We start from the raw sequence: 14,818 nt of genomic DNA, 5'->3' as shown, positions 1-14,818 counted from the left end.
TTCACTCATGGCAGTTGCCTCCGGCGCCTATAAGAAAGCCCTCGAGGGTGGCCAGCAACCCAAGCAGGTGCTGGTCAAGATCGACCGGGTCACGAAAAAATTCGACGAAACGGTAGCGGTGGACGATGTGTCCCTGGAAATCCGCAAGGGCGAAATCTTCGCCTTGCTCGGCGGTTCCGGCTCCGGTAAGTCGACCTTGCTGCGCATGCTGGCAGGCTTCGAACGCCCCACCGAAGGGCGCATCTTCCTGGACGGTGTGGACATCACCGACATGCCGCCCTACGAGCGGCCGATCAACATGATGTTCCAGTCCTACGCCCTGTTCCCGCACATGACCGTGGCGCAGAACATCGCCTTCGGCCTGCAGCAGGACCGCTTGCCCAAGGCCGAGGTCGACGCCCGCGTGGCCGAGATGCTCAAGCTGGTGCACATGACCCAGTACGCCAAGCGCAAACCGCATCAGCTCTCCGGTGGCCAGCGCCAGCGCGTGGCCTTGGCTCGCTCCCTGGCCAAGCGCCCCAAGCTGTTGCTGCTGGACGAGCCGATGGGCGCCCTGGACAAGAAGCTGCGTTCGCAGATGCAACTGGAGCTGGTGGAAATCATCGAGCGCGTCGGTGTGACCTGCGTGATGGTGACCCACGACCAGGAAGAGGCCATGACCATGGCCCAGCGCATTGCCATCATGCACCTGGGCTGGATCGCTCAGATCGGCTCGCCGGTGGATATCTACGAAACCCCGACCAGCCGCCTGGTCTGCGAATTCATCGGCAACGTCAACCTGTTCGATGCCGAGGTGATCGACGATGCCGAAGGTCATGCCCTGATCGCCTCGCCTGAACTTGAGCGCAAGATCTACGTCGGGCATGGTGTTTCCACCTCCGTGGAAGACAAGCACATCACCTATGCGCTGCGCCCGGAAAAGATGCTGGTCACCACTGTCCAGCCTGACTTCGAGTACAACTGGTCGCGCGGCAAGATCCATGACATCGCCTACCTGGGCGGTCATTCGGTGTTCTACGTCAAGCTACCCAGTGGCAAGGTGGTGCAGTCGTTCGTCGCCAACGCCGAGCGCCAAGGCGCGCGCCCTACGTGGGACGATGAAGTCTACGTATGGTGGGAAGACGACAGCGGCGTGGTACTGCGGTCATGAAGCTGCGCAAGCTCAAGCGAGCGTTCCGGCGCATCACCCCTGAGGGGCGGCACCTGGTGATCGGTGTTCCTTTCGTGTGGCTGTTCCTGTTCTTCATGCTGCCGTTCTTCATCGTCCTGAAGATCAGCTTCGCCGAAGCTGACGTGGCGATCCCGCCTTATACCGAGATCTACAGCTACGTCGAGGACAAGATCCAGTTGGTGCTCAACCTGGCCAACTACGGTTTGCTGACCGAGGACGACCTGTATATCTCGGCCTACCTGGGTTCGCTTAAGATGGCGTTCATCAGCACGCTGCTTTGCCTGCTGATCGGCTACCCGATGGCCTACGCCATCGCCAATGCCAAGAAGGAAACCCAGACCGTCCTGCTGCTGCTGATCATGATGCCGACCTGGACCGCGATCCTGATCCGCGTGTATGCCTGGATGGGCATTCTCAGCAACAACGGTTTGCTCAACGGCTTTCTGATGTGGACCGGGCTGATCGACCAGCCGCTGCAGATCCTGAACACCAACCTGGCGGTGTATATCGGCGTGGTCTATTCCTACCTGCCGTTCATGATCCTGCCCTTGTTCGCCAACCTGGTGAAGCATGACCCAAGCCTGCTCGAAGCGGCATCTGACCTGGGCTCGAGCACCTTCAACAGTTTCTGGAAAATCACCGTGCCGCTGTCGAAAAACGGCATCATCGCCGGTTGTATGCTGGTATTCATCCCCGTGGTGGGCGAATTCGTGATCCCCGAGCTGCTCGGCGGTCCGGAAACCCTGATGATCGGCAAGGTGTTGTGGCAGGAGTTCTTCAACAACCGTGACTGGCCGGTGGCCTCCGCGCTGGCGGTGGTGATGCTGGCGATCCTGATCGTGCCGATTCTGCTGTTCAACCGCAGCCAGGCCAAGGAAATGGAGGGCAGGGCATGAAGCGCTTCGGTTTTTCCAAGCTGATGCTGGTGTTCGGCTTGCTGTTCATTTACTTGCCGATGGTGATTCTGGTCATCTACTCGTTCAACGCCTCCAAGTTGGTGACGGTGTGGGGTGGGTGGTCGGTGAAGTGGTACGTCGGCCTGCTGGACAACACCCAGCTGATCGGCTCGGTGATGCGCTCGCTGGAAATTGCCTGCTACACGGCGGTGGCAGCGGTTGCGTTGGGCACCATGGCCGCTTTCGTGCTGACCCGGGTCACCCGCTTCCGCGGGCGCACCTTGTTCGGCGGCCTGGTCACTGCGCCGCTGGTGATGCCTGAAGTCATCACCGGTCTGTCGCTGTTGCTGCTGTTCGTGGCCATGGCGCAATTGATCGGTTGGCCGCAGGAGCGTGGCGTGGTCACCATCTGGATCGCCCACACCACCTTCTGTGCAGCCTATGTGGCGGTTGTCGTGTCGGCGCGGTTGCGTGAACTGGACCTGTCGATCGAGGAAGCGGCCATGGACCTGGGAGCCAAGCCGTGGAAGGTGTTCTTCCTGATCACCATCCCCATGATTGCGCCATCGCTGGCGGCCGGCGGCATGATGTCGTTCGCGCTGTCGCTCGATGACCTGGTGCTGGCAAGCTTCGTGTCCGGGCCAGGCTCGACCACGTTGCCCATGGAAGTGTTCTCGGCGGTGCGCCTGGGCGTGAAGCCGGAGATCAACGCCGTGGCCAGCCTGATTCTGCTGTCCGTCTCGTTGGTTACGTTCTTCGTCTGGTACTTCAGCCGCCGTGCCGAGGAGCGCCGCCGCAAGGCCATACAGCAAGCCATCGAAGAGGGCGCGGCGGCCAACGCCTCGCAGCCACAGGTACGGCGCCCGGCGCCGGTGGCGCCGATCTGATTGAGGCGTAGCTGCTCGCTTGCAGACGATCAGCTACGCCCGACCCAGCGCCCGTGATCTTGAGAGAATGCGGTACTGACACAATTGCTGGAGCTCGCTATACCTGACCTAACAAAGCCGCCCAGGGGCCTGAAGTAGGCAGGGCCTCTAGTACTCCAATAAGAATTATGGAACCCCGGCTTACCTGGCGAATCGCATGCATGAATCTTTTGCGCGCAAGAAAGGAGCCTCCATGACGTTGTCGCGTGTGCTGCTGGTCACCGGCTTGGGGGTGCTGGGCTTGCTCACGGGCTGCAGCAAGAGTGAGCCCGAAGGAACCCTGCCTCGCGTGGGGGTGCAGACTGTCCAATCTGCTGATTTCGCTGCCAGGGTGACCCTGACCGGTGATATCCAGGCGCGTGTGCAAACCGACCTTTCTTTCCGCGTAGGCGGCAAGATCATCTCGCGCGCGGTGGATGTGGGCGATCACGTCAAGGCCAAGCAGGTGCTGGCGCGGCTTGACCCCAAGGACCTGCAGAACAACGTCGCCTCGGCCAAGGCCGAGGTGTTCGCCGCCCAGGCGCGTGTAACCCAGACCCAAGCCGCCTTCGTCCGCCAGCAGAAACTGCTGCCCAAGGGCTATACCAGCCAAAGCGAATACGATGCTGCCCAGGCCTCGCTGCGCAGCAACCAGAGCGCCCTGAAGGCCGCACAGGCTCAGCTGGCGAACGCCAACGAGCAGTTGAGCTATACCGCGCTGGTATCAGAGGCCGATGGTGTGATCACCGAGCGCCAGGCCGAGGTAGGCCAAGTGGTGCAAGCGACCATGCCGATCTTCAGCCTGGCCCGGGATGGCGAGCGTGATGCGGTGTTCAACGTCTATGAGTCCCTGTTGGCAGGCACCCCGAGCGATGCCAGCGTGGTGGTCAGCCTGCTGGACGATCCCAAGGTACAAGCCCGTGGGGCGGTGAGGGAAATCACGCCCACCGTCTCGGCCCAGAGCGGTACGGTACAGGTCAAGGTCGGTCTGCAGGACGTTCCGCCTGCCATGCAGTTGGGCGCGCCCGTCACCGTGACCACGCAGGGGCGGGGCAAGCCGAGTGTCGAGCTGCCTTGGTCGGCACTGACCAAAGGCCTGAAGAAACCCGCCGTATGGATCGTGGGTGAGGGCGACAAGGTGCAGTTGCGGGAAGTCGAAGTGAGCCGCTACCTGACCGGCACCGTGGTCATCGGTAAGGGCCTCGACGGTGGCGAAGTCGTCGTGGTGACCGGCGGGCAGCTGCTGCACCCCGGCATGAAAGTTGAAAAAGTCCCCGCCAAAGCGCCGGAGAGCCCGCTATGAAGCCTTGGCTAACACTGATGTGTGCCGGTGTGTTGCTTGTCGGGTGCGGCAAGCAAGAGCAGCCGCCAGAGCCGGTTCGCCCCGTGCTGTCGGTAGTGGTGCAACCTCAGTTGCAGGCCCGCCTGGGCCGCTTTGCAGGCGTCATCGAAGCGCGCTACGAAAGTACCTTGGGCTTTCGCGTAGGCGGTCGCATCGCACGCCGTTGGCTGGACGTCGGTGCCCAGGTCAAAGCGGGCGATACGCTGGCCACGCTGGATCCGACCGACCAGCAAAACCAACTGCGTGCAGCTGAAGGCGACCTAGCCAGGGTGCAGGCGCAGTGGATCAACGCGCAGTCCGACGCCCGCCGGCAACAACAGTTGTACGACCGCGGCGTGGGTGCTCAGGCCCAGCTGGACATTGCCCAGACCAACCTGAAAACCGCCGGCGCCACGTTGGAGCAGGCCAGGTCCTCGGTCAGTCAGGCCCGTGATCAGCTCGGCTACACCACGCTGCGCAGCGATCATGCGGCGGTGATCACCGCTTGGCAGGCCGAGGCTGGGCAAACCGTCACCGCTGGGCAGGCGGTGGTCAAGCTGGCCAGGCCAGACGTGAAGGAAGCCGTGATCGACCTGCCCATTGGCATTGCCGAGCAGTTGGCCCCGGACCTGACCTTCACCGTTGCCTCGCAGCTCAACCCTGCCGTCAACACCACCGCCACCTTGCGCGAGCTCGAGCCCAAGGCCGATGCCACCACCCGCACCCGGCGTGCGCGGCTGACCTTGGCCAGTACCCCTGAAACCTTCCATCTGGGGACTGCCGTCAGCGTCACCCTCAGCTCGCAGGTTTCTCCGCGCAGCGAACTGCCGGCTAGCGCTCTGCTCGAGCGCGATGGCAAGACCCAGGTGTGGGTCGTCGAACCTCAACAGAAAACTGTCGCTTTGCGCGACGTGACCCTGATCGACCGAAACGAAGACCGCATCGTCGTCTCATCAGGCGTACAGCCTGGGGAGCGGGTGGTGATCGCCGGCGTCAATAGCCTCAAGCCTGGCCAGCAGGTCACCTTCGACGAGGATGCGCAATGAAAGGAAGCTTCAACCTGTCCGAATGGGCGCTCAAGCATCAGTCGTTCGTGTGGTACCTGATGTTCGTCGGCCTGCTCATGGGCATCTTTTCGTACTTCAACCTCGGCCGCGAAGAAGACCCGTCCTTCACCATCAAGACCATGGTGATCCAGACTCGCTGGCCTGGCGCTACCCAGGAGGAGACGCTGCTGCAGGTCACCGACCGGATCGAGAAGAAGCTCGAGGAGCTCGATTCGCTCGACTACACCAAGAGCTATACCCGGCCAGGTGAATCAACGGTGTTCGTCTACCTGCGCGACACCACCAAGGCAGACGAAATACCGCAGATCTGGTACCAGGTACGCAAGAAGATCCAGGACATTCGCGGCGATTTCCCCGAGGGCTTGCAGGGCCCTGGCTTCAACGATGAATTCGGCGACGTATTCGGTTCCATCTACGCTTTCACCGCCGACGGGCTGAGCCTGCGTCAGTTGCGTGATTATGTGGAGCGGGTGCGGGCCGAGGTCCGTGAAGTGCCCAATATCGGCAAAATCGAAATGGTCGGTATCCAGGACGAAGTGCTCTACCTGAACTTCTCCACCCGCAAGCTCGCTGCCTTGGGTATCGACCAGCGTCAGGTGATGCAGGCTTTGCAGACGCAGAACAGCGTGACGCCAGCGGGCGTGATCGAGGCCGGGCCGGAGCGTATCTCCGTACGGACCAGCGGGCAGTTCGCCTCGGAAAAGGACCTTGAGAACGTCAACCTGCGCATCAACAACCGCTTCTACCGCCTGGCAGATGTTGCTCAGGTCGAGCGCGGCTATGCCGATCCGCCTGCGCCAATGTTCCGCTACAACGGCAAGACGGCCCTGGGCCTTGCCATCGGCATGCAGAAGGGCGGCAACATCCAGGAGTTTGGCAAGGCCCTGAAGCAGACCATGCAGCGCATTACCAACGAGCTTCCGGTAGGCGTCGATGTGCACACGGTGTCCAACCAGGCCACAGTGGTGGAGAAGGCCGTCGGTGGCTTCACTAGCGCGCTGTTCGAGGCGGTGATCATCGTATTGGCCGTCAGCTTCGTCAGCCTTGGCGTACGTGCAGGCCTGGTGGTGGCGTGCTCGATCCCGCTGGTGCTGGCCATGGTGTTCGTGTTCATGGAATACAGCGGCATCACCATGCAGCGTATCTCGCTGGGTGCGTTGATCATTGCGCTGGGGCTGCTGGTCGATGACGCCATGATCACGGTGGAGGTCATGGTCACACGCCTTGAGATGGGCGAGAGCAAGCAGGATGCCGCGACGTTCGCCTATACCTCCACGGCCTTTCCCATGCTCACCGGTACGCTGGTGACCGTGGCCGGTTTCGTGCCGATCGGCCTGAACGCCAGTTCGGCCGGCGAATACACCTTTACGCTGTTCGCAGTCATTGCCGTGGCGCTGTTGGTGTCGTGGGTGGTCGCCGTGTTCTTCGCCCCCGTGCTGGGTGTGCACATTCTCAACGCCCGGAAGGTGAAGTCCCATGATGACAAGCCGGGCAAGGTGGCCCGGGCGTTCGAACAGGGTTTGTTGTGGAGCATGCGCCACCGCTGGTTGACCATCATCGGCACCGTGGTGCTGTTCGCCCTGGCAGTGTTCTGCATGCGCTTCGTACAGAACCAGTTCTTCCCTGCATCGGACCGTCCGGAAATCCTGGTCGATCTGAACCTGCCACAGAATGCGTCGATCCAGGAAACCCGCAAGGTGGTCGACCAGCTGGAGGCAACGCTCAAGGACGATGAGAGCATCGACCACTGGAGCACCTACATCGGCCAGGGTGCGGTGCGCTTCTACCTGCCATTGGACCAGCAGTTGCAGAACCCCTACTACGCGCAGTTGGTCATCGTGAGCAAAGGCCTGGAGGAGCGCGGTGAACTCATCGCCCGCCTGCAGAAGCGCCTGCGCGAGGATTTTGTGGGTATCGGCTCGAACGTCCAGTCGCTGGAAATGGGGCCTCCGGTGGGGCGGCCGATCCAGTACCGGGTCAGCGGCAAGGACATCGACCAGGTGCGCAAGCATGCCATCGAGCTGGCGACGCTGCTGGACAAGAACCCCAACATCGGCGAAATGATCTACGACTGGAACGAGCCGGGCAAAGTGCTGCGCATCGATATCGCCCAGGACAAGGCCCGTCAGCTGGGGTTGTCGTCGGAAGACGTGGCCAATGTGATGAACAGCATCGTCACCGGCGTACCCGTCACCCAAGTCAACGACGATATCTATCTGATCGATGTGGTGGCCCGCGCCGTGGACAGCGAGCGGGGCTCCCCCGATACGCTGCAAAACCTGCAGATCCTAACGCCCAATGGCACCTCGATCCCGCTGCTGGCGTTTGCCACCGTGCGCTACGAACAGGAGCAGCCCCTGGTCTGGCGCCGCGATCGCAAGCCGACGATCACACTCAAGGCCTCGGTCAACGGCGATATCCAACCCACGGACCTGGTGGCCCAGCTCAAGCCGGATATCGACAAATTCGCTAGCCAGTTGCCCACCGGCTATGAGATTGCAACCGGCGGTACGGTGGAAGAGAGCGGCAAGGCCCAGGGGCCCATCGCTAAGGTGATCCCGCTGATGCTGTTCCTCATGGCCACGTTCCTGATGATCCAATTGCACAGTGTGAAGAAGCTGTTCCTGGTGATCAGCGTGGCGCCATTGGGGCTCATCGGCGTGGTGTTGGCGCTGGTGCCGACCGGCACGCCAATGGGCTTCGTGGCGATTCTGGGTATTTTGGCGCTGGCCGGCATCATCATTCGCAACTCGGTGATTCTGGTGACCCAAATCGATGAGTTCGAAGCCCAGGGATACTCGCCTTGGGACGCCGTGGTCGAGGCGACCAACCATCGTCGCCGGCCGATTCTGCTGACTGCTGCCGCCGCCAGCCTGGGCATGATCCCGATTGCCCGCGAGGTGTTCTGGGGCCCGATGGCCTACGCCATGATCGGCGGCATCATCGTGGCGACCTTGCTCACGCTGCTGTTCTTGCCGGCGCTGTATGTAGCGTCCTACAAGATTCGGGAGCCTCGTCAGGAAGGTTGAGGCGCGATACGCGTCGCTTGCCAGCTGGGCCGCAAAGCGGCCCCGATATTGCGCGCTACGAAGCTGAAACCCTGGGGCTGCTGCGCAGCCCATCGCGGCGCAAGGCCGCTCCCACACGGGGGGGCGCTGGACCCTAGATGCGGTGAAAGGCAGTTGCTTCCGCAATCGCACTACTTCAGCCATCCCACGATCACGGTAGGAGCGGCCTAGTGCCGCGATGGGCTGCGCAGCAGCCCCAGAGATGCTGGCCCTTAGATGCGGTGAAAGATAGTTGCTCCTACCTTGACCGTGTGATGACTGAATTACCGTGCCTGGGGGCCATGCCGAAGCAACTGCCTTGCACCGCCCCTGGAAGGCTAGCCGATCCCCCATGTGTGCGGCCTCGCCGGTCTGGCGACCCGGAGAGGTCGCTCCTTGTATCTACAATGGGGACCTGCACCCGCAGCTGTAGGCTTTGGCAGGTCGCTGCCGTGAGCCACGATCCCGAGGCCAGCGACTCTCCGTGTCATAGCCCGCTTTCAGGCGAGGGGTTGCTAGACGCGAGTACGCCACTGAGCGCGTGCGCAGCGCTAATGAATCCATGCAGAAAGGGCATCAAATAATCTTAAAAAAAGTTATATAAGCATTCTTAAATAGTATTTTTAAGAATAATTCGCCCCCACTACTATTGCCCTCACGCCAGGCGCAAACTCTCATTCAAACCTCTGCCCGGCAATCTCACTCCAAGGAGAACGAGCATGAGTGCATCGCTGCGCAGTATCGACGGTCAGGACGAAGCCACCATCTTGCGTGAGATCCAGAGCGCGCTGCGCGATCTGCGCTTTGGCGCCGTGGAAATCACCGTGCACAACGCCCAGGTGGTACAGATCGAGCGCAAGGAGAAGTTCCGTCTGCAGCAGCCTGGCAACAAGCCCGGCTGAACACGCCCCACCTTCCAGAACTAAAAAATGCCATCGGGAGCTTCACCATGTCCATCCGCCGTTATGCGCTTGCCGCTCTGGCCAGTGCTGTTTTTGCCGGTTCCGCCATCGCCAAGGATTACGAACTGCTGAACGTGTCCTACGACCCGACCCGCGAGCTGTACCAGCAATACAACGCCGAGTTCATCAAGCACTGGCAGCAGGCCCATCCGGGCGACAAGGTGAAGATCCAGCAGTCCCATGGCGGCTCGGGCAAACAGGGCCGTGCGGTGATTGACGGTCTGCGCGCCGACGTGGTGACCCTGGCCTTGGCCGGGGACATCGACGAAATCGCCAAGCTCGGCAAGACTCTGCCGGAAAACTGGCAGACTCGCCTGCCGGACGCCAGCACCCCCTACACCTCGACCATCGTATTCCTGGTACGCAAGGGCAACCCCAAGGGCATCAAGGACTGGGGCGACCTGATCAAGAAGGACGTCTCGGTCATTACCCCAAACCCCAAGACTTCCGGGGGCGCGCGCTGGAACTTCCTCGCCGCTTGGGCCTATGGCCTGAAAACCGGCGGTAGCGAGGACAAGGCAAAAGCCTACGTGCAGGAGCTGTTCAAGCACGTGCCAGTACTGGACACCGGCGCCCGCGGCTCGACCATCACCTTCGTCAACAACGGTCAGGGCGATGTGCTGCTGGCCTGGGAAAACGAAGCCTTCCTGGCGTTGAAGGAGGACGGTGGGGCTGACAAGTTCGACATCGTCGTGCCATCGCTGTCGATTCTGGCCGAGCCGCCTGTGGCGGTAGTCGACAAGAATGCCGAGAAAAAGGGCAATACCGAAATCGCTACCGAGTACCTGAAACACCTTTACAGCCCGGCTGGGCAGAAGATTGCTGCCGAGAACTTCTACCGCCCGCGTGACGAGAAGGTGGCGGCTGAATTTGGCAAGCAGTTCCCCAAGCTGGACCTGGTGACCATCGACAAGGACTTCGGCGGCTGGAAGAGCGCACAGCCAAAATTCTTCAACGACGGCGGTGTGTTCGACCAGATCTATCAGGCACAGTAAGGGCCAAGGAATAACCCGAAATTCGGACGCCTATCACGGCCCGGGATGGTTCCCGGGCCACGTGCATTCAACCAGGGATCTCTATGTCACGTCGCATTTCCCCCGTCATACCCGGCTTCGGGCTGACGCTGGGATACACCTTGGTGTACCTCAGCCTGATTGTGCTGATACCGCTGGCGGCCATGTTCATCCATGCCTCACAGCTGACCTTCGAACAGTTCTGGACCATCATCAGCGCGCCGCGGGTCATCGCCGCGCTGAAGCTGAGCTTTGGCACCGCCCTGTTTGCCGCGATCATCAATGGTGTGATCGGGACGCTGCTGGCCTGGGTGCTGGTGCGCTACACCTTCCCCGGACGCAAGATCATCGACGCGATGATCGATTTGCCCTTCGCCCTTCCAACGGCAGTGGCCGGCATTGCGCTCACTGCGCTGTACGCGCCGGCGGGCTGGGTCGGCCAGTTCGCGACCGACCTGGGCTTCAAGATCGCCTATACCCCTCTGGGCATTACCCTGGCATTGACGTTCGTCACCCTGCCGTTCGTAGTGCGCACGGTACAGCCAGTGCTGGCAGACATCCCACGCGAGGTCGAAGAAGCCGCTGCCTGCCTGGGCGCCAGACCGCTGCAGGTGTTTCGCCATGTGCTGGCCCCGGCCCTGCTGCCGGCCTGGCTCACCGGCTTTGCCCTGGCGTTCGCCCGTGGGGTGGGTGAATACGGATCGGTCATTTTCATCGCCGGCAACATGCCGATGAAAACCGAGATCCTGCCCTTGCTGATCATGGTCAAGCTCGACCAGTACGACTACACCGGCGCTACCGCCATCGGCGTGTTGATGCTGGTGGTTTCCTTCATCCTGCTGCTGCTGATCAACTTGTTGCAGCGCCGCATCGAAACCCCTTGAAGGAGGTCGGCATGTCCAGTTCTTCCCTGAATGCAACCGCCGCCGCCAACGCCGCCCGTCGCGGCAGCGCCACATCGCGGCGGCTGCTTATCGGCCTTGGCTGGCTGGTGTTTGCACTGTTTCTGCTGTTGCCGTTGGTCATCGTGGTTTCCCAGGCCCTGAAGAATGGGTTCGGTACCTTCTTCGAAGCCATCTTCGAACCCGACGCGTTGTCGGCCCTGAAGCTCACCCTGCTTGCCGTTGCCATTTCGGTGCCGCTGAACCTGGTGTTCGGCGTCAGCGCGGCATGGTGCGTGAGCAAGTACAACTTCCGCGGCAAAAGTATTCTGGTCACCCTGATCGACCTGCCGTTTTCAGTGTCGCCCGTGATCGCCGGCCTGGTCTACGTGCTCATGTTCGGCGCCCAGGGCCTGTTCGGGCCGTGGCTGCAGGATCACGACATCCAGATCGTCTTCGCCCTGCCGGGCATCGTCCTGGCCACCATCTTCGTGACGGTGCCGTTCGTGGCCCGCGAGCTGATTCCGCTGATGCAGGAGCAAGGCACCCAGGAAGAAGAAGCCGCCCGACTGCTTGGTGCCAATGGCTGGCAGATGTTCTGGCATGTGACGCTGCCCAACATCAAGTGGGGCCTGATCTATGGCGTGGTGTTGTGCACGGCACGGGCGATGGGGGAGTTTGGCGCAGTGTCGGTCGTTTCCGGGCATATTCGCGGTGTGACCAATACCTTGCCGCTGCATGTGGAAATTCTCTACAACGAGTACAACCACGTGGCGGCCTTCAGCGTGGCCAGCCTGTTGCTGATCCTGGCGCTCTTCATCCTGCTGCTCAAGCAGTGGAGCGAGAACCGTATTAACCGTCTGCGCCATAGCGCTGCGGAGGAATGATTCATGTCGATCGAAGTTCGTAACGTCAGCAAGCGTTTCAACAGTTTCCAGGCGCTCGATGGTATCAACCTGGACATCAACAGTGGTGAGCTGGTGGCGCTGCTGGGCCCGTCGGGCTGCGGCAAGACCACACTGCTGCGGATCATCGCCGGCCTGGAGACGCCGGATCAGGGCAACATCGTTTTTCATGGCGAGGACGTCTCCGGGCACGATGTACGCGATCGCAACGTCGGGTTCGTGTTTCAGCACTATGCGCTGTTCAGGCACATGACCGTATTCGACAACGTCGCCTTCGGCTTGCGCATGAAGCCCAAGGGTGAACGCCCGAGCGAAAGCAGCATTGCCCAGAAAGTGCACGAGCTGCTGAACATGGTGCAGCTCGATTGGCTGTCCGATCGTTATCCGGAGCAGTTGTCCGGCGGTCAGCGCCAGCGTATCGCCCTGGCCCGCGCCCTGGCAGTAGAGCCCAAGGTGTTGCTGCTGGACGAGCCCTTCGGTGCGCTGGACGCCAAGGTGCGCAAAGAGCTGCGCCGCTGGCTGGCCCGCTTGCACGAAGATATCAACCTGACCTCGGTATTCGTGACCCATGACCAGGAAGAGGCCATGGAAGTGGCTGACCGTATCGTGGTCATGAACAAGGGCGTGATCGAGCAGATTGGCTCGCCGGGCGAAGTGTACGAACAACCCGCCAACGATTTCGTCTACCACTTCCTGGGTGATTCCAACCGCCTGGCCTTGAGCGAGGGTCAGCATGTGCTGTTCCGTCCCCACGAAGTATCGTTGTCACGTCACGAAACCGAGGGCCACCATGCCGCCGAAGTCCGGGACATTCGCCCGCTGGGGGCCACCACGCGGGTGACTTTGAAAGTCGAGGGCCAAAGTGAGCTGATCGAAGCCGAGGTGGTCAAGGACCACGACAGCCTGACAGGGCTGGCCCGGGGCGAGACGTTGTTCTTCCGACCGAAGGTCTGGCAGAAACTGCCAGCCATTTAAGGCGATGGGTTTGGGGCGGATAAAGCGGTGTCGCCAGGAAACATCCGCCGGTTAGCTGCTTAAAGGTTATAAACAAATTTCTTTTTATTCCTTTAAGTATATATAGGCCGCTTTATACTGGGTTTCCAAGCACGCAAGCTACTGGAGACCCACTTCATGCGTAACGAATCAGTTCGCTACCTGATCATCCCAGGCTGGCAGGGATCGCCGGACAATCATTGGCAAAGCCACTGGCAGCGCACCCTGCCCAACAGCGCACGCGTGGAGCAGCGCGATTGGCTGACACCGCTCTGCCAGGACTGGGTAAAGGCGCTGGATACTGCCATTGCTGCCGAGCCCGACCCGGTTATCCTCATTGCCCATAGCCTGGGCTGCATCACGGTGGCGCATTGGGCCGAACAGGCCGCAGCCGGTCTGCTCGGTCGCGTGCGCGGCGCCTTGTTGGTAGCGCCAGCGGATGTCGAGCGACCAGGGTGTGCGCCGGCGCTGCGCAATTTTTCGCCCATCCCGCAGTCGGCGCTTCCCTTTCCAAGCCAGGTGGTCAGCTCGGACAACGATCCCGCTGTCAGCGTCCCGCGCGCTTTGCACATGGCCCAGCAGTGGGGAGCAGAAGCAGGGCTCTTGACCGGCGCCGGTCACATCAACGTGAAATCCGGGCATGAGTGCTGGGAGCAGGGATTCGCCTACCTGTATCGCCTGCAAGGCCGCATCGAACAACGCGCGCTGCGCCGCGCCTGAACGGCGTCCGTTTCCATCCGTCACACGCCCAGCCGCCGCAGGCCAGGGGCGGGAGCTCGTCATGACGTATCAGAATCCCTTCGGCCAGCCATTGCTGACATTCCCCGAACTCGACAAGAGCCCGCTGAGCATTCGCGCCAAGGCGCTGGTCTTCATCGATCCGCGCTCCCAGCGATTGCGCACGGAGCTGGAGCACTTGGCGCCGCTGCCGCTGCCGGTGCTGATCCGCGGTGAAACCGGCACCGGCAAGGAGTTGCTGGCCCGCCAGATTCACCGCGCCAGCGACCGCCCCGGCCTGTTCGTGTCGGTCAATTGCGCCGCCATCAGCCCAACCTATGCCGATGCAGAGCTGTTCGGCTATAGCGCCGGTAGCCATGGCGGCACCGCCAGCAGCCGCGCTGGCTGGTTCGGATCGGCCAACGGCGGCACGCTTTATCTGGACGAAATCGCCGACTTGCCCTCGGCCATTCAGGCCAAGCTGCTGGCGGCACTGGAAAACCGCGAAGTCACCCGCGTAGGCGCACACCAGGCGCAGCCGGTGGATGTGCGACTGGTGGCAGCCACGAGCATTGACCTGGGGCGGGTGGTGAAGGCAGGACGCTTCAGCGAGCGGTTGTATCAATACTTGCGCGAGGGCGCCCTTGAACTGCCGCCGCTGCGCGAGCGCCCGGGGGACATCCTGGCATTGGCGGAATACTTCGTTGGCATCTACAGCGGGCGTTTGCAGCGGCCCGTGCCGTTGATAAGCGAGGCTGCACAGCGCCTGCTCGAGCACCACCCTTGGACCGGCAATACCCGCGAGCTGGAAAACGTCATCCACTTCGCCTTGCTGGTCAATGACGGGCCCGAACTCCTGCCCGAAGACCTGGACCTGCCCAATACTCCACAGTAGAGGCGCTCATAAGCAAACGCGCTGGTGGCATTTTGCTTTTGGAAT

Annotated in this window: 13 protein-coding genes; all 13 read left to right on the top strand. The window is 61.6% G+C overall.

From position 1 onward, the window contains the following. The first annotated feature begins 7 nt into the window (after window positions 1-7). The 13 genes from potA (at window position 8) to FS777_RS03930 (ending at window position 14,773) form a co-directional block, all read left to right on the top strand. Complete coding sequence (gene potA, locus FS777_RS03990) at window positions 8-1,150, top strand: polyamine ABC transporter ATP-binding protein (protein WP_058602845.1); 1,143 nt, start codon at window positions 8-10, stop codon at window positions 1,148-1,150. Next, entirely contained in the window at window positions 1,147-2,067 is a 921-nt protein-coding gene (locus tag FS777_RS03985; protein WP_058638175.1) for an ABC transporter permease subunit, read from the top strand. Before potA ends, FS777_RS03985 begins: the two co-directional genes overlap by 4 nt. After that, on the top strand, window positions 2,064-2,954 hold the full coding sequence (locus tag FS777_RS03980; protein ID WP_023532426.1) for an ABC transporter permease subunit: 891 nt from the start codon (window positions 2,064-2,066) through the stop codon (window positions 2,952-2,954). Before FS777_RS03985 ends, FS777_RS03980 begins: the two co-directional genes overlap by 4 nt. Window positions 2,955-3,186: 232 nt before the next feature. Next, window positions 3,187-4,275 carry an efflux RND transporter periplasmic adaptor subunit gene (locus tag FS777_RS03975; protein WP_078479326.1) on the top strand — a complete coding sequence of 363 codons (1,089 nt, stop codon included), beginning with the start codon at window positions 3,187-3,189 and terminating at the stop codon, window positions 4,273-4,275. Then, entirely contained in the window at window positions 4,272-5,339 is a 1,068-nt protein-coding gene (locus tag FS777_RS03970) for an efflux RND transporter periplasmic adaptor subunit (protein ID WP_058638173.1), read from the top strand. The genes FS777_RS03975 and FS777_RS03970 overlap by 4 nt, the downstream gene beginning before the upstream one ends. Further along, the gene (locus tag FS777_RS03965; protein ID WP_078479325.1) at window positions 5,336-8,389 is read left to right on the top strand and encodes an efflux RND transporter permease subunit; all 3,054 of its coding nucleotides are present in this window, start codon (window positions 5,336-5,338) and stop codon (window positions 8,387-8,389) included. Before FS777_RS03970 ends, FS777_RS03965 begins: the two co-directional genes overlap by 4 nt. Before the next feature lie 737 nt (window positions 8,390-9,126). Continuing rightward, the gene (oscA, locus tag FS777_RS03960) at window positions 9,127-9,309 is read left to right on the top strand and encodes a sulfur starvation response protein OscA (RefSeq protein ID WP_003248957.1); all 183 of its coding nucleotides are present in this window, start codon (window positions 9,127-9,129) and stop codon (window positions 9,307-9,309) included. Between the two features lie 47 nt (window positions 9,310-9,356). Further along, complete coding sequence (locus FS777_RS03955; protein WP_058602850.1) at window positions 9,357-10,364, top strand: sulfate ABC transporter substrate-binding protein; 1,008 nt, start codon at window positions 9,357-9,359, stop codon at window positions 10,362-10,364. Window positions 10,365-10,447: 83 nt separating this feature from the next. Beyond that, a complete protein-coding gene (cysT, locus tag FS777_RS03950) occupies window positions 10,448-11,266 on the top strand; it encodes a sulfate ABC transporter permease subunit CysT (protein WP_058602851.1) in 819 nt (272 codons plus the stop codon). A gap of 11 nt (window positions 11,267-11,277) precedes the next feature. After that, on the top strand, window positions 11,278-12,150 hold the full coding sequence (cysW, locus tag FS777_RS03945; RefSeq protein WP_058602852.1) for a sulfate ABC transporter permease subunit CysW: 873 nt from the start codon (window positions 11,278-11,280) through the stop codon (window positions 12,148-12,150). A gap of 3 nt (window positions 12,151-12,153) precedes the next feature. Next, window positions 12,154-13,143 carry a sulfate/molybdate ABC transporter ATP-binding protein gene (locus FS777_RS03940; protein WP_058602853.1) on the top strand — a complete coding sequence of 330 codons (990 nt, stop codon included), beginning with the start codon at window positions 12,154-12,156 and terminating at the stop codon, window positions 13,141-13,143. A gap of 156 nt (window positions 13,144-13,299) precedes the next feature. Continuing rightward, a complete protein-coding gene (locus FS777_RS03935) occupies window positions 13,300-13,881 on the top strand; it encodes an alpha/beta hydrolase (RefSeq protein WP_058638169.1) in 582 nt (193 codons plus the stop codon). 61 nt (window positions 13,882-13,942) lie between these two features. After that, window positions 13,943-14,773: a sigma 54-interacting transcriptional regulator gene (locus FS777_RS03930; RefSeq protein ID WP_058638168.1), complete on the top strand. Its 831-nt coding sequence runs from the start codon at window positions 13,943-13,945 to the stop codon at window positions 14,771-14,773. Window positions 14,774-14,818: the final 45 nt, after the last annotated feature.

It is taken from the genome of Pseudomonas sp. DE0157 (assembly GCF_007678615.1).
In the GTDB taxonomy this organism is placed as follows: domain Bacteria; phylum Pseudomonadota; class Gammaproteobacteria; order Pseudomonadales; family Pseudomonadaceae; genus Aquipseudomonas; species Aquipseudomonas parafulva_B.
Note: the sequence above shows the minus strand (reverse complement) of the source record. Positions and strands in the feature narration are given on the sequence as shown.